The 18,660-nt window shown below is 65.8% G+C and carries 18 protein-coding genes; 11 read left to right on the top strand and 7 right to left on the bottom strand.

The features are described 5' to 3' along the window. Nucleotides 1–74: 74 nt before the first annotated feature. Nucleotides 75–1,556, bottom strand: coding sequence for a glycosyl transferase family protein (locus tag ACZ1A1_RS03625; protein ID WP_463618799.1), 1,482 nt, complete (start codon nucleotides 1,554–1,556; stop codon nucleotides 75–77). 186 nt (nucleotides 1,557–1,742) lie between these two features. On the opposite strand from ACZ1A1_RS03625, the gene ACZ1A1_RS03630 reads away from it, so the two are divergent. From ACZ1A1_RS03630 to ACZ1A1_RS03655, 6 genes are all read left to right on the top strand, one after another. Continuing rightward, nucleotides 1,743–2,675 carry a siderophore ABC transporter substrate-binding protein gene (locus ACZ1A1_RS03630; protein ID WP_463618800.1) on the top strand — a complete coding sequence of 311 codons (933 nt, stop codon included), beginning with the start codon at nucleotides 1,743–1,745 and terminating at the stop codon, nucleotides 2,673–2,675. Between the two features lie 73 nt (nucleotides 2,676–2,748). After that, the gene (locus tag ACZ1A1_RS03635) at nucleotides 2,749–3,702 is read left to right on the top strand and encodes an ABC transporter permease (protein ID WP_463618801.1); all 954 of its coding nucleotides are present in this window, start codon (nucleotides 2,749–2,751) and stop codon (nucleotides 3,700–3,702) included. Then, nucleotides 3,695–4,663, top strand: a complete 969-nt coding sequence (locus tag ACZ1A1_RS03640) for an iron chelate uptake ABC transporter family permease subunit (protein WP_463618802.1) — start codon at nucleotides 3,695–3,697, stop codon at nucleotides 4,661–4,663. The genes ACZ1A1_RS03635 and ACZ1A1_RS03640 overlap by 8 nt, the downstream gene beginning before the upstream one ends. Then, nucleotides 4,660–5,418 (top strand): iron ABC transporter ATP-binding protein, encoded by a 759-nt coding sequence (locus ACZ1A1_RS03645; RefSeq protein ID WP_463618803.1) that lies wholly within the window; start codon nucleotides 4,660–4,662, stop codon nucleotides 5,416–5,418. The genes ACZ1A1_RS03640 and ACZ1A1_RS03645 overlap by 4 nt, the downstream gene beginning before the upstream one ends. 126 nt (nucleotides 5,419–5,544) lie before the next feature. Next, entirely contained in the window at nucleotides 5,545–6,201 is a 657-nt protein-coding gene (locus tag ACZ1A1_RS03650; RefSeq protein WP_463618804.1) for a DUF1007 family protein, read from the top strand. Then, nucleotides 6,198–7,217 carry a nickel/cobalt transporter gene (locus ACZ1A1_RS03655; protein WP_463618805.1) on the top strand — a complete coding sequence of 340 codons (1,020 nt, stop codon included), beginning with the start codon at nucleotides 6,198–6,200 and terminating at the stop codon, nucleotides 7,215–7,217. The genes ACZ1A1_RS03650 and ACZ1A1_RS03655 overlap by 4 nt, the downstream gene beginning before the upstream one ends. A 6-nt stretch (nucleotides 7,218–7,223) precedes the next feature. Here the strand turns inward: ACZ1A1_RS03655 and ACZ1A1_RS03660 are convergent, their stop codons facing one another. The 4 genes from ACZ1A1_RS03660 to aztD form a co-directional block, all read right to left on the bottom strand. Next, the gene (locus tag ACZ1A1_RS03660; protein WP_463618806.1) at nucleotides 7,224–8,225 is read right to left on the bottom strand and encodes a hypothetical protein; all 1,002 of its coding nucleotides are present in this window, start codon (nucleotides 8,223–8,225) and stop codon (nucleotides 7,224–7,226) included. Between the two features lie 137 nt (nucleotides 8,226–8,362). Further along, complete coding sequence (zigA, locus tag ACZ1A1_RS03665) at nucleotides 8,363–9,568, bottom strand: zinc metallochaperone GTPase ZigA (RefSeq protein ID WP_463618807.1); 1,206 nt, start codon at nucleotides 9,566–9,568, stop codon at nucleotides 8,363–8,365. 47 nt (nucleotides 9,569–9,615) lie between these two features. Next, entirely contained in the window at nucleotides 9,616–10,029 is a 414-nt protein-coding gene (locus ACZ1A1_RS03670; RefSeq protein ID WP_313193758.1) for a Fur family transcriptional regulator, read from the bottom strand. Between the two features lie 71 nt (nucleotides 10,030–10,100). After that, the gene (gene aztD / locus ACZ1A1_RS03675; RefSeq protein ID WP_463618808.1) at nucleotides 10,101–11,339 is read right to left on the bottom strand and encodes a zinc metallochaperone AztD; all 1,239 of its coding nucleotides are present in this window, start codon (nucleotides 11,337–11,339) and stop codon (nucleotides 10,101–10,103) included. A gap of 259 nt (nucleotides 11,340–11,598) precedes the next feature. Here aztD and aztA point away from each other — a divergent pair, with 259 nt between their 5' ends. From aztA to ACZ1A1_RS03700, 5 genes are all read left to right on the top strand, one after another. After that, entirely contained in the window at nucleotides 11,599–12,393 is a 795-nt protein-coding gene (gene aztA, locus ACZ1A1_RS03680) for a zinc ABC transporter ATP-binding protein AztA (RefSeq protein WP_463618809.1), read from the top strand. After that, entirely contained in the window at nucleotides 12,386–13,252 is an 867-nt protein-coding gene (gene aztB / locus ACZ1A1_RS03685) for a zinc ABC transporter permease AztB (RefSeq protein ID WP_463618810.1), read from the top strand. The genes aztA and aztB overlap by 8 nt, the downstream gene beginning before the upstream one ends. A gap of 19 nt (nucleotides 13,253–13,271) precedes the next feature. Beyond that, nucleotides 13,272–14,222: a zinc ABC transporter substrate-binding protein AztC gene (aztC, locus tag ACZ1A1_RS03690; RefSeq protein WP_463618811.1), complete on the top strand. Its 951-nt coding sequence runs from the start codon at nucleotides 13,272–13,274 to the stop codon at nucleotides 14,220–14,222. Nucleotides 14,223–14,289: 67 nt separating this feature from the next. After that, nucleotides 14,290–15,357 (top strand): CobW family GTP-binding protein, encoded by a 1,068-nt coding sequence (locus tag ACZ1A1_RS03695; protein ID WP_463618812.1) that lies wholly within the window; start codon nucleotides 14,290–14,292, stop codon nucleotides 15,355–15,357. Continuing rightward, on the top strand, nucleotides 15,354–15,650 hold the full coding sequence (locus ACZ1A1_RS03700; RefSeq protein ID WP_463618813.1) for a hypothetical protein: 297 nt from the start codon (nucleotides 15,354–15,356) through the stop codon (nucleotides 15,648–15,650). Before ACZ1A1_RS03695 ends, ACZ1A1_RS03700 begins: the two co-directional genes overlap by 4 nt. 63 nt (nucleotides 15,651–15,713) lie before the next feature. Here the strand turns inward: ACZ1A1_RS03700 and ACZ1A1_RS03705 are convergent, their stop codons facing one another. Next, entirely contained in the window at nucleotides 15,714–17,099 is a 1,386-nt protein-coding gene (locus tag ACZ1A1_RS03705; RefSeq protein WP_463618814.1) for an MFS transporter, read from the bottom strand. A gap of 139 nt (nucleotides 17,100–17,238) precedes the next feature. Next, nucleotides 17,239–18,609: a chloride channel protein gene (locus ACZ1A1_RS03710; protein WP_463618815.1), complete on the bottom strand. Its 1,371-nt coding sequence runs from the start codon at nucleotides 18,607–18,609 to the stop codon at nucleotides 17,239–17,241. Between the last annotated feature and the right edge of the window lie 51 nt (nucleotides 18,610–18,660).

The raw sequence follows: 18,660 nt of genomic DNA on the forward strand, positions 1-18,660 counted from the left end.
GGCATGGACAGGGCTAACCGAACGGCATAACTCAAGAGTGACAAAAAAATCACACCATCTGGAAAGTGAGACGGTCACTTCTTCGCCAGCCGGGCCTTCCACAATCCTTGCGCCCTGGCGTAAGCCTCGTCGAAGGACGCGTTCGGATCGTGGGCCAAGGTCATGAATGCGGCCGCCGCCGTTGCGAGGATGATCTTTTCCACGCGTTCCTCGACGACCGCGCCTGTCCAGACGCCGCTCCAGTATTCGATGGTCGTCGTTCTCGGGCGCTGCAGGGCCGGCGGTGCCGGAAACGGGGGGATTCGGGTATCGACCGCGTTCCCGGCCACGAATCGGTACATGACGGTGGCGCGGAACGGGGTGAACTGGGCGAAGTCGCGGATATTGCCGAGGATCGTGATGTCCTTGAAATCGAGCATCTTCGCCGTGTCGCGATGCAGGTCCTTGTAGGCGGACTGGGCGACGCCGAAAAGGCTGGCGTCGGCATTGGCGAGGTTGATCAGGTATGCGGCGTTGCGGATCGGCGAGCGGTGGCCGGTCAGGCTGTGGAGGGCGAGCAGCCGGTAGATCTGCGGCGCATAGGCGGCGAGCGGCACATAGGCGATGTTGTCCTCCGCGAGCGCCCGCGCAGTATCCGCGGCGGTGCGGCATACCGGGATGGCGAGCGCGTTCGCCACGAATTCCAGCCGGCCCGACTTCTCGCCCGCCCCGGAAGAGCCGTGGAGCAGCACCCGGTAACCGGCGCGGGCCACGAGGCGTGCCGCATGGAGGAACCAGGGTGGGTTCTGCTGGTTCGGCGACACGTAGCACGGCCAGTCGAGATCGGCCTTGAGCCGGCGCGGCTGGAAGGCCTCCTTCACATGGGCACGGGCGGCCTCCACGAAGCCGGCGAGCTCGCCCGCCGTCACGTTCCGGAACTGGAGGATGCTCATGAAGGCACCGATCTGCACGGGATCGGCCTCGCCGGCGAGGATGATGCCCATGGCCTCCTTCGCCTCGTCGGACGTCAGGGGGCGGCGATGCCCCGTCGCGGTGCTGATCGTCGCCAGCGCCTTTGCCAGCCGGGTATGCGGCGAGGCCATGCGGTCGATCCGCGACAGCTTGCGCTCGATGTCGCGCGGCGACGGCTCTCCTTCGAGGAGGTTGGCCGGGCGGACCGCGAGGGCGGCGACCGGCAGGGCGGTCCGCACGTCCCAGCTGCTGTCGAACGGTGCCTCCCGCACGTCGCCAGCAAAGCCCCGCTCGAAGGTGGCCTCGATGCCCTCGACCACGGAGGCGACGATAGGGCGGACTTCCTCGGCGAGTGCCGTCGGCACGAGCCCTCGGCCGGAACGGATGAAGATGGGGTCGTTCAGAAGTTCGCGCAATTGCGCCAGCATGCGGCTGATGGCGGGTGTCTGGAGGCCGAGGCGCCGGGCCGCCAGCGTGGCGCTTCCGGTCTTCAGCAAGGCATCCAGGGCGACGATCAGGCGGCCGCGCACAAGATTCTCCGCCGGTTCCTCCGTCGCCGCATCGCGCGTCCGGCCTTCGTTGCGCGCTCTGATTTGCTGGCTCATTTCCCTCTCGTTCCCTTCCGGATGTCCGCGCACCGATGGTTTCCGCAAAATCACTTTAGAATCGGTCTGAACTTCATCGGTTGACAGCCTTCGATTTGTAGAAATAAAGCGGATTCTTATTGTCAACTTAATTCATATCGCAACCATGGCCAGCGATACAACCTGCCCAATCCGATGGAGTCCGAATTGAAAGAGTTCCGCCGCACGTTTTCGCGCTCCATAGTGGCCGCGCTGCTGCTCGCCCTCGCGCCGGCAGCGCATGCGCAGGAGATGAAGATCGAGCATGCGCAGGGCGAGACCGTCCTGAAGGCCCCGCCGGCCAAGGTTCTGGTGCTCGACATGCCGAGCCTCGATACGCTCGACGCCCTCGGCGTGGAGGTGGAGGGCGTGCCGGGCAGCAACCTGCCGAAGTACCTGTCGAAATATGCCGACGAGAAATACCTGAAGGTCGGCTCCCTGTTCGAGCCGGATTACGAGGCGATCAACGCGGCCGAGGCCGATCTCGTCATCGTCGGCGGCCGCTCGCGGTCGAAATATCCCGATGTCGCGAAGATCACGCCGACGATCGACATGTCGTTGGATTCCAAGGACTTCATCAACAGCGCCAAGGCCAACATCACCAAGCTCGGCGAGATCTTCGGCAAGCAGGCGGAGGCCCAGCGGCTGGATGCGACGCTGGACGAGAAGATCGCGGCCCTGAAGGCCGTCGCCCCGCACGCCGGAACGGCCATCATCCTCGTCACCAACGGCGGCAAGATCGGCGCCTACGGGCCCAATTCCCGCGTCGGCTGGCTGCACAAGGAAATCGGCTTCAAGACGGTGGAGGAGAATATCGACGACCGCTTCCACGGCGGCGACGTCGTCTCCTTCGAATATATTCTCGAGAAGGATCCCGACTGGCTGTTCGTCATCGACCGGGACGCCGGCGTCGGCCGGGGCAATGACGGCAATGCCGCCGCGCAGGTGCTCGACAACGAGCTCGTCCACCAGACGAAGGCCTGGAAGAACGGCCAGATCGTCTACCTCGATCCGCAGGCGGCCTATATCGTCGCCAGCGGCTATACGGCGCTGACGACGCTGATCGACGAGGTCTACGCCGCCGTCTCAGCCAAGAAGTAGACGCACGATCCGATCTGTCGACAGGCTTCAGCCGGTTGGTCCGGCTGAAGCCGATTGTTGTTGAGACGCATTCTTGAAATATTTGGTCCTCGCCATCTTCGTCATGCTCGGCCTTGCGGTCGTCAGCCTGTTCGTCGGCGTCAGCGACGTCTCGATACGGACGCTGTCGGACGGGGAGGCGCGGCCCATGCTGGTATTCCTGGCCAGCCGCATTCCGCGCACGATGGCGCTGATCCTGGCGGGCAGCGCCATGGCGATCGCCGGGCTCATCATGCAGATGCTGGTGCGCAACCGGTTCGTCGAGCCCTCGACGGCGGGCACCACGGAATCGGCCGGCCTCGGGCTGCTGACCGTCACCATGCTCGCGCCAGGCACGCCGGTCTTCGGCAAGATGCTGGTGGCCGCCGTCTTCGCGCTCGCCGGCACCGCGCTCTTCCTGCGCATCCTCCGGCAGGTGCCGTTGCGCGACGTGCTGCTGGTGCCGCTGATCGGCATCATGCTTGGCGGCGTCATCTCCGCGATCACCGCCTTCTTCGCCTATCGCTTCGACCTCATGCAGTCGATGCTCGCCTGGACGACCGGCGACTTTTCCGGCGTCCTGCGTGGCCGCTACGAGCTGCTATGGATCGGCTTCATCCTGGCGGTCATCGCCTATCTCGCCGCCGACCGGTTCACCGTGGCGGGCATGGGGCGCGACTTCACCACCAATCTCGGCCTCAACTATCGCCGCGTCATGGCGCTGGGGCTCACCATCGTCTCGCTCGTCAGCGCCGTGGTCGTCGTCACGGTGGGGATGGTCCCCTTTCTGGGGCTCATCGTGCCGAATGTCGTGAGCCTCACGGTGGGCGACAACATGCGCCGCTCCGTTCCCTGGGTGGCGGTGCTGGGGGCGACCTTCATCCTCCTGTGCGACATCGTCGGGCGGACGGTGCGCGCGCCCTACGAAATTCCCATCGGCACCGTCGTCGGTGTCACCGGCAGCGCGCTCTTCCTCTATCTTCTCCTGCGGAAGCGCCATCATGCCTGAGCGCCACGCCGACCGGCGCGCGAAGATCGTCCTGCTCATCCTGCTGGTGCTGGCGCTCGTCTCCGTCGCCGCCTTCCTGACGCTCGGCGCGAAGGGGAGCTGGGCCTTCGTGCTGAAATTCCGCGGCGTCAAGCTCTTCTCGCTCCTGCTGGTCGCCTATGCCATCGCCGTCTCGACCGTCCTGTTCCAGACCGTCACCAACAACCGCATCCTGACCCCCTCGGTCATGGGCTTCGATTCGCTCTACGTACTGGTGCAGACGGTGCTGTTCTTCACCATCGGCTCCGGCGCGGTGGCGATGCTGGATCCGCAGGTCAAGTTCCTGGCCGAGGCCACGCTGCTCGTCGTCTTTTCCGCCGCGCTCTACCGCTGGCTCTTCGTCGGGGCAGAGCGCAGCCTGCATCTCCTCGTGCTGGTCGGCATCGTCTTCGGTGTGCTGTTCCGCAGCCTGTCGTCCTTCATGCAGCGCGTGCTCGACCCCAACGAGTTCGCCGTGCTGCAGGATACGCTCTTCGCCAGCTTCAACACCATCGACCCGACGCTGCTGACCGTGTCGACCGTCATCGTCGCGCTGGCCACCGTCGTCGGCTTCCGGCTGATGCATGCGCTCGATGTCCTTTCGCTCGGCCGGCCGACGGCCATCAGCCTCGGCGTCGACTACAAGCGCACCGTGACGCTGCTGCTCGTCGTCGTCTCGGTGCTGGTCGCCGTCTCCACCGCGCTCGTCGGCCCGGTCCTGTTCTTCGGCCTGCTGGTCGCCGCGCTCGCGCATTACCTCGTGGCGAACGACCGCCACGCCTATGTGCTGCCGGCCGCGATCCTCGTGGCGATCGTCTGCCTCGTCGGCGGGCAGGTCGTCCTGGAACGCATCTTCTCCTTCGACACCGCCCTCTCCATCATCATCGAATTCCTCGGCGGGATCGTCTTCATCAGCCTTATTCTCAAGCGGGGTGCGCGATGATCGTCGCCGATGCGGTTAGCAAGTCCTACGGCGAGACGGTTGTCGTCGACGGCGTGTCGGTCTCCATTCCGGCCGGCGGCGTGACGTCCATCATCGGGCCGAACGGCGCGGGCAAGTCGACGCTGCTCTCCATCGTCGCGCGGCTGGTGTCGATGGACCGGGGAACGGTGACGGTGGACGGCCTCGACGTCACGAAGACGCCCTCGGATGCGCTGGCGCGCCGCCTTTCCATCCTGCGGCAGGACAATCACATCGCCTCGCGGCTCACCGTGCGCGATCTCGTCGGTTTCGGGCGCTACCCCTATTCGAAGGGCCGGCCGACCATGGAGGACAAGGTCCATGTCGATCGGGCGCTGGAATATCTCCATCTCGGGCCGATGGCCGACCGCTTCCTCGACGAGCTCTCCGGCGGCCAGCGCCAGCGCGCCTTCGTCGCCATGGTGCTTTGCCAGGACACGGGCTATGTGCTGCTGGACGAACCGCTCAACAATCTCGACATGAAGCATGCCTCGGGCATGATGAAGATCATGCGCGAGGCGGCGGACGGCCTGGGCAAGACCGTGGTCCTGGTGCTGCACGACATCAATTTCGCCTCCTGGTATTCCGACCGCATCATCGCCATGCGGGAAGGGCGGATCTGCCGCCACGGGCCGGTCGACGAGATCATCCGCCCGGATGTGCTACGGGATATCTACGACATGGAAATCCGTGTGGCGGATGTCGACGGCCGGCGCATCTGCCTGTTCTACGAGTGAGATAGACCGGGCCGTCGCGTTTGGCCGGTCTATTTGCTGTTGCCGACGCTGGTAACCCCATCGTTTTGCCGCATTTTGGCCTCCACCTGCGGCTGTCGATATCGGGGCAGCGGCGGCAGTCGAACCATGAACAACAAGACCGGAGTGATTGTCTTCGCTACGCTATCGCTTCTCGGCCTTGCCTTGCCGGCCGAGGCGCATCCGCATGTTTTCGCCGATGGCCATGTGGTTCTCGACATCGATGACGCAAAAGAGCTGACGGCGGTGAGGAACGAGTGGACGTTCGACAAGCCGTTCTCGTCCTTCGCGGTGATCGGCCTCGACAGGAATCACGACGGCAAGCTGGAGCCGTCGGAGCTCAAGCCTCTCGCCGCGACGTCGATGAAGTCGCTGGCCGACTACCATTTCTTCACCTGGGTGACGCGAAACGGCGCCGAACTGGAGCTTTCCGCCCCGCGGGACTATACCTACCGCTTTGCCGGCGGCCGGCTGACCCTGCGTTTCAGCATGCCGCTGAAGACGCCGGCCCCCATCGGTGACGATCTCAAGGTCGAGGTGTTCGACCCGGAATATTTCGTCGCCTACACCTTCCCGGAACAGGGCGCGGTCAAGCTTGCCGGCGGGGCGTCCGGCTGCCGCGGAACCTATATTCCTCCCAAGCCGCTCGACGATCAGATCATGGCCACGCTGGCGGCCATTCCGGCCGAGCAGCACGACCTGCCGCCCGCATTGGAGGATGCGGCGGTGGGGCTTGCCAACATCTTCACGGTCAAATGCCCATGAGAGGCCTGCGCACCGTGCTGGCGCTTGCCGTCTTTCTCGTCGCGTCCGGCGCGGCGCTGGCCGCCTCCAGCCCGTTCGGCATCGCCACGCCCGATTCGCCGGCCGGCGGCGGCATCTCGGGGCCGGCCGCACCCCTCTATCTTGCCGCCATCCGGTTGCAGACCCTGTTCTACCAGAAGCTGACGTCGGGGCTCGATGCCTTTTCCAGTGACCGGCACGCGGGCCTCTGGCTGATGGCCTTGAGCTTTCTCTACGGGATCTTCCATGCGGTGGGGCCGGGGCACGGAAAGGCCGTCATCTCGTCCTTCGTGCTTGCGACCAGCGAGCGGTTGCGGCAGGCGGTGCTGATGTCCCTGCTCGCAAGCGCCCTTCAGGCGGTCTCGGCGATCACGATCATCTTTGCCGCGACGGCACTGTTCGATGCGACCGCCGCGCAGATCACCTCGCTCACCGACAAGCTGGAATTGGGTAGCTACGGCCTGATCACCCTGCTGGGCCTGAGCCTTCTCGTTTCGAAAGGCCGGCTGTTCGCGCATCGATGGGGAAGGGTGCAGGGTTCGGTGAGCTCATTCGCCTGCGAAGAGGTGAGGGCCGGTAGCGCAAGCCCGGCGTGGTTCGGCCGGTGGGGTTCTCACCGGCACGATGCGGCATGCGGGTGCCTCCCCGTCGACCGTCTGGCGACGGCGGGCCCGGGGACATCCTGGAAGGAAAAGCTCCAGGCGATCCTCTCGGTCGGCCTGCGCCCGTGTTCGGGCGCCCTGATCGTGCTGGTCTTCGCGCTGTCCCGACATCTCGCGCTGGCCGGAACGATGTCCGTGCTGGCCATGGCGGCGGGGACTGCCCTGACGGTCAGCTTCTTCGCCGCCTTGTCGGTGCTGGCGCGCGGATTCCTTGCGCGGTTCGCTCTTTCGAGTGCGGGCGGAGGGCAACGTTTCGCCGTGGGCTTCGAGTTCGCCGGGGCCTGCGCCGTGTTCCTGTTCGGCGCGACGATGCTATGCGGCCTGCTCGTCTCTTAGCGGTCGCTACGGCTCGCAGATCGGCAGCGGCTGTGCGGCCGGCGCGGGGTGATCCGCCGCATATTGCGCGATGATCGGCTCGAGCCTGCTGGCCGGCAGGAAGCGTGGCGCGCCGATCTGCTTCAGGCATGCCGCGTTCCAGTAGGCGCCGGTTTCCGGGAGCTTGCCGCCGGCTTTCACCCTTTTTGCGACGGCTGCGATGTCGGACGATTCGGGATAGATGTAGAGGGTCGTGGGATTGTCCTTCATCATCGGGATGATCTGCCTGGCGTCGGCGGCGGACCAGCTCGTGCAGCCGTTGCTGCGCCCTGCGGTATAGTCGACCAGCTTGCCGAACAGCACATAGCCGTCCTTGTTCGCATGCGCGTCGCCCGGGCTCCTGCGAAGGCACATGCCCTTGACGAGCTGGGCCGCATGTCCCCCGATGGCGCGCTCGCGGGCGTTGGCGGTTTCTCCCTCGCCATCGAACTGGACGAACGAGCGGATCAACGAAGCGTCCTGCCGCGTCGAGTCGCGGTAGATTCCCTTGAAGGATGTCTTGACCTCGCTCGTCACATAGGCGCCGCCGGCCGTGAGGTTGGAGCCTTCGGCATTGCCGAAATTGCCGGCGCATGTCCTGCCGTTCGAGAAGTCCAGAACGCCCTTCAGGTTGCGGCCGCTGCCGTGGCCGGAGGGAACGGCCCGGAACGTCTGCTCCGCCTCGCATATGATGTAGAAGCGCCGTCCAAGACGGCCTTCGCCGAGATCGGCCGGCCGCGTCGCATCCATGGCGAAGTAGCAGGGGTTCCTGACGTTCCCTTCGCGGACCTTTCGCATGTAGAGCGCCCGGGCCCGTTTGAGGACCACCGGCGCGATCTGGCCGTCGTCCTCGCCGACATGCCCTTCCAGCCATGCCGGCACGGTCTGGTCGCGGGTCGCCGCGTGAACCGGGGTCCACGCCGAGAGCGCGAGCGCGATGGCGCAGGAAATATAGCCGGCTGCGTTCCGGATCGTGAAGGTCGTCCGCACCTGATCTGCTTTCTTTGAAGACCTGCGGGGGTCAAGGCCCGCCTGCTTGGAGGCGGACCTTATCCTATCGATCTTAAAAAAGTTCTGTCCAGCCGCAGCCTGGAGGTCGCCCTTTCACCGATTGGTGAGGGGCCGCGTCAGGCGGCCCGCCGGTCCCAGCTCGGGAAGGGATCCGGCAGGTTGCGCCACAGTTCCGGATCGAAGGCGCCGGCATCGATGAGGCAGGCATCCAGCTCGGCGCGGATTTTCGCCTCGTCCATCGGGTCGGCGCCGATGAAGACGATTTCCTGCCGCCTGTCGCCCCAGACCGGATCGAGATAGGGCTTCATCATGGCGAGGAAGCCCGGATCGCGCGGCCATTGTTCCTTCGGCACGGACGACCACCAAAGGCCCATCCTGCCCGTCCGCACCAGCGCGCCCGCCTGGCTGATCTCGCCGACGTGATGCGGCCGGGTCGCCAGCCAGAAGAAGCCTTTCGCCCGCACCACGCCCGGCCAGGGGCGGTCGATGAAGCGCTGGAAGCGCACGGGATCGAGCGGCCGCTTGGCGCGGTAGACGAAGGAGCGGATCCCGTATTCCTCCGTTTCGGGAACGTGGTCCTTGAAGCCGTAGAGCTCCTTGTACCAGAGCGGATGTTCGCTCGCCTTGTCGAAATCGAAACGGCCGGTTCCCAGAACCTCCTTGAGGTCGACCTTGCCGAAATCCGTCTCGATCAGCCGGGCATCGGGATTGAGGGAGAGGATGATCTTGCGTGCGGCATCGCGCTGCTCCGGCGTCGCCATGCCGATCTTGTTCAGCACGACCACATCGGAGAACTCGATCTGCTCGACGAGGAGATCGACGATGGTGCGGTCGTCGCCTTCGCCGGCGATCTCGCCGCGGTCGGAGAGAAAATCGGAAGAGGCATAGTCGTTCAGAAGGTTGGCGGCGTCCACGACCGTCACCATCGTGTCGAGCCGCGCCACGTCTGAGAGGCTCATGCCATTCTCGTCGCGGAAATCGAAGGTGGCGGCGACGGGAAGCGGTTCGGCGATGCCGGTGGATTCGATCAGGAGATAGTCGAAGCGACCCTGTTCGGCGAGCGCCCGCACCTCCTTCAGGAGGTCGTCGCGCAGCGTGCAACAGATGCAGCCATTGGTCATCTCGACCAGTTGTTCCTGCGTGCGCGAAAGGTTCGCGCCGCCGTCGCGCACCAGCGCGGCGTCAATATTGACCTCGCTCATGTCGTTGACGATGAGCGCCACCCGCAGGCCGTCGCGGTTGGTGAGGACATGGTTGAGCAGCGTCGTCTTGCCGGCGCCGAGGAAGCCGGACAGGACAGTGACAGGGAGTTTCTGGTTCATGGGGATGAGCCTCTTTCTGGTAATTGCAATGGGAAATGCCTGCCGGATCAGCGGCAGCCGGCGCACAGTCCGTGCACCTCGATCGTGGTGGACCTGATCTTGAAGCCGCTGCTTCTGGCGTGCCGCGCCAGGGCGCCCTCGACCTTCTCGTCGTGGAATTCGCTGACCTTGCCGCAGCTTTCGCAAATCTCGAATGCCGTGATGCGGGGGTGGAGCTGCCTGTGGAGGGAATGGCAGCAGACCACGAAGGCGTTCATGCTCTCCAGGCGATGGACGCGGCCGATTTCCAGCAGCTTGTCCAGCGCGCGGTAGACCTGCAGCGGCGCCTTCAGCCCGTGCTCGCGCAGACGGTCCAATATGCCATAGGCGCTGAGCGGCTGGCCCGAGGCTTCTAGCACGGAAAGCACGAGGCTCTGGTTCCTGGTCAGTTTCGGATCGTGGACCTGCGCTGCCTGCAACATCGATCTTCTCCGGGATGGGATACGGGAAGGGACCCGGAACCGCCGCCTCGGCTCCGGGTCCCGGCGGCGCCTCAGTGCGAAGCGCCGGAGCCTCCGACGGCGACGATGGTGAAGGGCTGGCCCTCGACCGAGATCGTGCCCGTCTCCTTCAGCGTTTCAGGATCGACGAGGCGCACGAGCGAATGGCGCGGATCGGTGATGGCGACCTTGCCGTCGGCCACCGCCAGCCGCGGACGCGGATCGCGCCAATGACCGTCCTTGCTGTAGGGCTCGGTCACCGTGCCCTTGCGCGCGATCTCGCCCCTGATGACGTCGAGCACATGCAGGTTGCCGTCCTCGGTGAGGATATAGGCGTTGCGCGGATCGGCCGGGTCGAGCGCGAAGTCCACGCGGCGCGTCGGAAGCTCGATGAGGCGATAGGGCGCGTCGCCGTCGGGGTCGATCAGCACCAGCTTGTCCTCGCCGTAATTGCCGAGGAAGAACTGCATGGCCTTGCCGCCCAATAGCGTGCTGGCATGGCCCTCGGGCAGGCTGTCCGGATAGGTCAGCATCTCCAGCTTCGGGCCGTCCATCCCGCCCGGCCGGGCGATCAGCACGCCCTCCTTGCAGCCGAAGGCGACGAGCCGCGCCGACGTCGCCTCGCCATGAAGGTCGGTGCAGGTGGCGACGTCGCCCACCTGCTCGCCGTTCTCGTCGAGGACCCGCAGGCCGACGCGCGGCGGCAGCTCGTCCGGCTTCACCTTCGCCCCGGTATCGGGAACCGACACCAGGACATATCTGCCCATCGTCACGGCGACGCCGTGATGCGGGGCGGTCGTATCGATCGTGCGCACTTCGCGCCTGCCGTCGAGCAGCGCGCTCTCGCTGACGATCTCGGCCTTGCCGCCGCGGTCGTAGAACAGCACCGCCTCGTCGCCGTGCGGCACCACATGGGCGGGCCGCTCGCCCTCGAAGGTCACCGGCAGGAGGCCGGGATCGGAGACCTCGATATCGCGATGCTCGCCGTGGTCGGAAAGGGCGATGCCGGTTCCGATGGCATGGATGACGTTGGCTTCGCCTTGCGCGGCGAAAACGGTGCGGCCGGATGCGCTGGCCGTCAGCGCCGCATAGCCTTTGAGATCGTAGCGGCCGAGTTCCTTGCCGCTCTCAAGGTCGATGGCGCGGACCACCGGCTGCGTGTGGTCGGCGACGAACAGCCGCCAGGCTTCCTTCGTCTCGTGGTCCTCGTCGGCGAGGGCGCCCGATGCGGTGAGCATGAGCGAGGCCGCGGCGGCGGCCATCAGGCGATTGCGGGTGAATGTCAGGCTCATGGAGTTCCTTCCGTTGCTGCTATGGGTCCGGGGATGTGGATGCGCAGGCGGAATGCCTGCCGCATCGCGTGGACATTCTCCCGCGGCGCAGCCGGGACGGCGGGGCCTGTCGCGCCACGGCTTTCCTTTTGATCGATCGAAGCTGAACGGCTGATCCATGTTGGGGCTTGCGCTCCGCGAGATAAACGTTATTACATTACCAAAATTCTTGGTACGTAATAACATTACAAGAGCGGACAATGTCAACCCCGGAGCGGCCATGACGGGCAATTGCCTAAATCTCGAGGATCTGACCCTCGGCTATGACGGCCATCCGGCCGTTCACCACCTGACGGCCGGGATCGCCCCCGGCAGCCTGACGGCCATCGTCGGGGCCAACGGCTCGGGCAAGTCGACGCTGATGAAGGCGATCGCCGGCATCCTCGCGCCGATCGGCGGGCGCTGCTCCGTTCGCTGCAACCGGCTGGCCTACCTGCCGCAGCAGTCGGAACTGGACCGCAGCTTTCCCGCCCGGGTCGTCGATCTCGTGTCGCTCGGCTTCTGGCAGAGGAGGGGGCTTCTCGGCCGGATCACGGGTGCGGACAGGGAAGATCTCGCGAGATGCCTCGCTGCCGTCGGCATGACGGGCTTCGAGGCGCGGCCGCTGGACAGCCTCTCCGGCGGGCAGATGCAGCGGGCGCTCTTTGCCCGCACGATGTTGCAGGACGCCGATCTCATCCTCCTCGACGAACCCTTCAACGCCGTGGACGGCCGCACCGTCGAGGACCTCCTCCTTCTGGTGAAGCGATGGGTGGCGGAGGGCCGCACGGTGCTCTGCGTGCTGCATGATCACGATCTCGTCCGGCGGCATTTCCCGAGGACCATGCTGCTGGCGCGCGAGCTCGTCGCGTGCGGGTCGACGCAGGACGTGCTGACGGCGGACAATCTGCGGCGGGCGCGTCGCTTCCAGGAAGCATGGGACGAGGAGGCGGGCTGGTGCATGCCCGATGACGCGTCGGCGCAACAGCCCGCTCCCGCCGAACTCCACGCCGAAAGGACGGGCAGTCTTGTTTGACTATGTCCTCGAGCCGTTCATCCGCTACGGCTTCATGCAGCGCGCCTTGCTGGGTTCGCTCCTTCTGTCGGCAAGCTGCGCCCCGGTCGGCGTCTTCCTGATGCTCCGGCGCATGAGCCTGACGGGCGACGCCATGTCCCATGCGATCCTGCCGGGGGCGGCGGTCGGCTTCCTGCTGTTCGGCCTGGAGATCGTTCCGATGACCATCGGCGGGCTGGTGGTCGGCCTTCTGGTCGCGCTCGGATCGGGCGCGGTCTCGCGCTTCACCGTCCAGAAGGAAGACGCTTCCATGGCGGCCTTCTACCTGATCTCGCTGGCGGTCGGCGTGCTGCTCGTCTCGTGGCGCGGCTCCAGCATCGATCTCATGCATGTCCTCTTCGGATCGGTGCTGGCGTTGAACGACGCGGCGCTCGGCCTCATCGTCGTCATCGCGGCGGCCACCTTCCTCGCGCTGGCGATCTTCTGGCGCGCGCTCGTCGCCGAATGCCTAGATCCGCTCTTCCTGCGGTCGGTGAGCCGCATCGGCGCGCCGGTGCATTTCCTGTTCCTGACGCTCGTCGTGCTGAACCTCGTTGGCGGCTTCCAGGCGCTGGGTACCTTGCTGTCGGTCGGCCTGATGATGCTGCCGGCGGCCGCGTCCCGCTTCTGGTCGAACCGGGTCGGGGTGATGTGCCTGATCGCCACCGCGATCGCCATCCTCTCCTCGCTCGGCGGCCTCGTTCTTTCCTATCGCGCATCGATGCCCTCCGGACCCGCCATCATCCTGACGGCCGGGGTCGTCTATGCGCTTTCCGCCCTGGTCGGCAGGAGGGGGATGCTGTCGAGCCTCCTCGTCTCCCGCCGGCACAAGACAGCCTGACAATCAAAAGGAGATTTCCATGTTCAGGACGTTCCGCATCGCAACCGCTGCAAGCCTTCTCACGCTGGGCGGCTTCGTCTCGACGGCCTCGGCCGCCGATCTCGACGTCGTCGCCAGCTTCTCGATCATCGCCGACTTCGCGAAGAATGTCGGCGGCGACAGCGTGGAGGTCGAGACGCTCGTCGGCCCCGACGGCGACGCCCATGTCTACGAGCCGCGCCCGGCCGACGCGGCGGCGCTGGAGAAGGCGAATGTCGTCCTGGTCAACGGCCTGGAGCTGGAAGGCTTCATGAAGCGGCTGATCGAGACCAGCGGCACGAAGGCGCCGGTGGTCGAGCTGACCAAGGGCATCGAGCCGCTGAAGGCGGAAGAGGAAGAGCACCATCATGACGAGAAGGCCGAAGCCGGCCACGACCATGAGGGCCACCATCACCACGGCGAATTCGACCCCCATGCGTGGCAGTCGATCCCCAATGCCGAAATCTACGTGAAGAACATCGCAGATGCCTTCTGCGAGGCCGACAAGGCCGGTTGCGCGACCTACACGGCCAATGCCGAGGCCTATCTCGCCAAGCTCGCCGCACTCCAGACGGAGGTGAAGGCAGCCATCGAGGCGCTTCCGGCCGACAAGCGCACCATCATCACCTCGCATGACGCCTTCGGCTATTTCGCGCACGAATACGGCCTGAAGTTCATCGCGCCGGAGGGCGTGTCGACCGAGGCGGAGGCCTCCGCCGCAGACGTCGCAAAGCTCGTCGACCAGGTGAAGGAAGACAAGGCCTCGGCGATCTTCGTGGAGAACATCACCAATCCGCGGCTCATCGAGCAGATCGCCGCCGAGACGGGCCTGAAGGTGGGCGGCACGCTCTACTCCGACGCGCTTTCCGGCGAGGACGGCCCGGCCTCGACCTATATCGACATGTTCCACCACAATGTCGAGACGATCAGGGCGGCCGTGCTCGGAAGCTGATCCCATCGCCCCGTCCGGCCGAAGGCCGGGCGGGGCAACCCGCCAAACGACGAAGCCCGGAGACGACATGGCGCCTCTCTACGATCCCGTGCCGGTGACGCTGCTCACAGGCTTTCTCGGCTCGGGCAAGACCACGCTGCTCAACGATATTCTCGCCGATCCGCGCATGGCGGGCACCGCCGTCATCGTCAACGAGTTCGGCTCGGTGCCGATCGACCACGATCTGGTGCGCACCGGCACGGAAGGCTATTTCCGCACCACGACCGGCTGCATCTGCTGCACGGCGACGAGCGATATCCGCGTCTCGCTGCATGAGCTGCACGAGGCGCGCCGCGTCGGGGATATCCCGCCCGTCGCCCGCGTGATCATCGAGACCACCGGCCTTGCCGACCCGGCGCCGATCATCAACAGCCTCATTCCCGGCGGCGCGCCGGCCATGGGCCTGCGTGACCATATCGTGGCGCGGCAGTTCTATCTCTCCGGCGTCGTCACCGCCTTCGACGCGATCGCGGGCCGCGCGACGCTCGATACCTTCATGGAAGGCTGGAAGCAGCTCGCCTTCGCCGATCACATCGTGCTGACCAAGACCGATCTTGCCGGGGCCAAGCCCCTTGCCGATACGGTGCGCGGCCTCAATCCGGCCGCGGTCATCCATGACCGGCACGATCCCGGCTTCCGCCTCGAAGACCTGATCGGCGACCGTCCCTATTCCACGCAGGACAAGGTGGAGGACGTGCCGGGCTGGCTCGCCATGGAGACCCTCGGCCTGCACGGCGGACACACGCACGATCCGAACCGCCATGGAGATACAGTAGAGGCGATCAGCCTCGATCACGACATGCCGCTCGATCCGGGCTCCCTGACGGCCTTCCTGCAACTGGTCACGAGCAATGCCGGCTCCGGCCTCCTGCGGCTCAAGGGATTGTTCGCGGTGGCGGACGATCCGGAGCGGCCGGTCGTCGCCCATGCCGTTCAGCACCGGCTCTATCCGCTCCAGCGGCTCGACCGCTGGCCGACGGAAGACCGCCGCACCCGCGTCGTGCTGATCGGGCGGAACATGCCCGCCAAGCCGATCCGGGACCTCTTCGCGGCCGTCGCGCCGCGCCCTGCGAAGACGCAGCGGAGGTCGGCATGAGCCGCGCCTTCGTCAACCCGCTGGCGCGCGGGACGGCCGGCGTTGTCGACAGGGCCCGCGCCATCAAGCAATGGACGCGCCATCGGCTGGCGCTGCCCGACGAGGCCGTCGTCTCGGTCAACGAGCTTTCCTGCCATCTTCCCGGCTGCCCGCCGAAGGAAACGGTGGTGCTGGTGATGCTGGGCGGGAAAACCATCCAGGCCTCCATCCACAAGGCGGTGCAGCAGGTCACCGAGAACGACGTCGCCGTCGCGTTTGCGGCGCATGTCCCAGCATCGGGCCGGTACGGCTAGCCGTAGGCCGGCGAATTCGCCTGCGGAAGCGCAAGGCACCTCCACAGGCGAGGATTGCGAACATCATACTCCCATCGGGAATACCCTGTGCTCCTTGCTCTCCTTGCGCCGGCGCATCTCATCCGGGGCATCGAGCCAGTTTGCTCCGTGATTCCTGAGCAGGAACAGGTAGACGAGCAGCGAGGCGGCGATAAGCACGGTCACGTAGACGACGAACAACAGGACATGTCCGCTGCTTTTTGCTGCGGCGTAGAGCACAGGCGCGGTTCCGCCGAAGCACGAATTGGCGACGGCATAGCCGAGACCCACGCCCAGCGCGCGGATATGCGTGGGGAACATGACCGCTTTGACCACCGCATTGATGGAGGTGTAGCCGGTCAGGATGACGAAACCCAGCGTGAGGATGGCAAAGGACAGGAAGCCGTTGGTCACGCCGGGCAGCACGAAGAACAAGATCCAGGTAAACAGCACGCCGCCGATGCCGAAGAAAACCAGCAGGGAGCGGCGGCCCACACGGTCGGACACATAGCCGCCGACGGGTTGCAGCACCATGAGGATGATCAGCGCGATCAGCGAGACCACCGAGCCCGTGATCGGGCTGCTGTCCGAGAAGCTTGCCTTGACGATATTCGGGCCGTTGATGGAATAGGCATAGAAGGCGACCGTCCCGCCCATGGTCACGAGGAAGCAGGCCAGAAGTTCCTTCCAGTAGTTGCGGAACAGTTCGGTCATGGAACCGGAACCGGCCGTTTCACCCTTCTTGATCGACTGCAATGCCTCGTGGCTCATGGATTCATCCATCGTCCGGCGCATCCACAGGACGACGAGGGCGCCGACGCCGCCGATCAGGAATGCCAGCCGCCAGCCCCATTCGCTGATGGCATCGTGCGAGGTTCCCAGCAGCAGCGCCAGGAACAGCGCCTGCGCGAGCACATGGCCGCCCACCAGCGTGACGTAGTGGAACGATGCCAGAAAGCCGCGATGCCGGGGCACGGCCGCTTCGGTCAGGTAGGTGGCCGAGGTGCCGTATTCGCCGCCGGTGGCGAAACCCTGGATCAGGCGGCACACGATCAGGATGACGGCGGCAAATCCGCCGATGGTCAGCTGCGTCGGGGTGATCGCGATGGCGAAGGAACATATCGACATGATCGTCACCGACAGGGTCAGCGCCGTGCGGCGGCCGTAGCGGTCGGCAAAGCGGCCGAAATACCACGAGCCGACCGGGCGCATGAGGAACGTCAATGCGAAGATGGCCCAGATGTAGATATTGGCATTCGTGTCTTCGGGGCTGAAGAAATGATGCTCGAACGAGGATGCGAACACCGAATAGACGTAAACGTCGTACCATTCGACCAGATTGCCGGCCGATCCCTTGATGGTATTGGAAACCGACCGGCGCAGATTGGTCGGCATGCCCCGAGCGTCGAGGGTTGCGCCTATGGATGACATGTAGATCTCCCCGTTGGTTTGCATCAATGCTGACGCTTGCTGGCTATGGCCAGCCTATATAGGGCGGCGTGCTCAGACGAGGAGTTTTTTCTCATGATCGCCACATAGCTTTTGCTGCGCAGGCATGGCTGTCCCCGCGCTAGTCGTCACCGGACACGGGACGAGGTTCCTGCGAGCCCTTTTCGGCGGCGCGCCGGGCGCGGATCGCGGCGGCGATGAAGACGCGGGAGAGGCCGTGGTAGAGCGGTTCGCGGGAAAGGATGCGCGAGGTGAGGTAGCCGAGCATGGAAACGGCCATCAGCGGGATGACGGCGTCGTGGTCGCCGGTCATTTCGAGGATGATGACGAAGGCGGTCATCGGGGCCTGCACGACGCCGGCGAAATAGCCGGCCATGCCGAGGACGGCGGCCAGCGCCACGCTGGTGCCGAGGAGCGAGCCGACCGTGCTGCCGAGGCCCGCGCCGACGGAAAGCGACGGGGCGAAGATGCCGCCGGGTATGCCGGAGAGCATGGACAGGAAGCCGGCTGCGAATTTCTCCAGGAAGAAGAGGAGGGGAAGGGCCTCGCCCTGCACCGCGCCCCTGGCTTCGGTATAGCCCGTGCCGAAGGTGCGGCCGCCGGAAACGACGCCGATGACGGCGATGGCGAGCCCGCAGGCAAGGGCGAAGAGCACCATGCGCTTCACCGGCGCGGGCTGGGCCCAGCGGCGGATGCGCTGTCCGAAATGCAGGGCAAGGCCGCTGAACGCCGCGCCGAGGGCGCCCCCGCCGATGCCGCAGACGAGGACGAGGCACCAGTCGCGCATGTCGGCGGGCGCGACCGAGGTGGAGCCGAAATAGTGGTAGCTGCCCGAAATGCCGAGCGCGGCGAGGCCAGAGAGGATGACGGCGGCGAGCACGAAACCGTTGGCGCGCGCCTCGTAGGTGCGGCTCATCTCCTCGATGGCGAAGACGATGCCGGCGAGCGGCGTGTTGAAGGCGGCGGCGATGCCGGCGGCCGAGCCGGCGAGGATCAGGCCCCGCGCCTGCGCCATGCCGCCGAAGCGCGCGACGGCCAGCATGATGGAGGCTCCGACCTGCACCGTCGGTCCCTCACGCCCGATGGACGCACCCGAAAGGAGGCCGAGCACGGTCAGCATGATCTTGCCGAAGGCGATGCGCAGGGAGAGCAGCCTGCCGCGATCCTCGTCGTCCTTCAGGTGCCGCGCGGCGATCGCCTGCGGAATGCCGCTGCCCTGGGAATTGGGAAAGAACCGGGCGGCGAGATAGGCGGACAGTGCAAAGCCCGCCGGCGTCAGGAGGAGCGGCAGCAGGAAGCTCCATTCCGTGGCCGTGGTCACATGCGTAAAGACATGCTGGGCGAGGTCGGCGAGCTTGGCGAAGCCGACGCTGATCACGCCCGTCGCGAGCGCCCCGCACCAGAAGACGAGGCGCGGGCGCCAGAGCGAGAAGGACCCCCAGAAGACACGGGAGCGCCGCAGCAGTTTCGATTTGCGGTATAAGTCGGCCATGCTGGGCTTCGGCTTGCTCTGGACCAGGCGGCAGGCCCCGGCAGGGCCATG

It is taken from the genome of Shinella sp. R2-11, assembly GCF_055330205.1.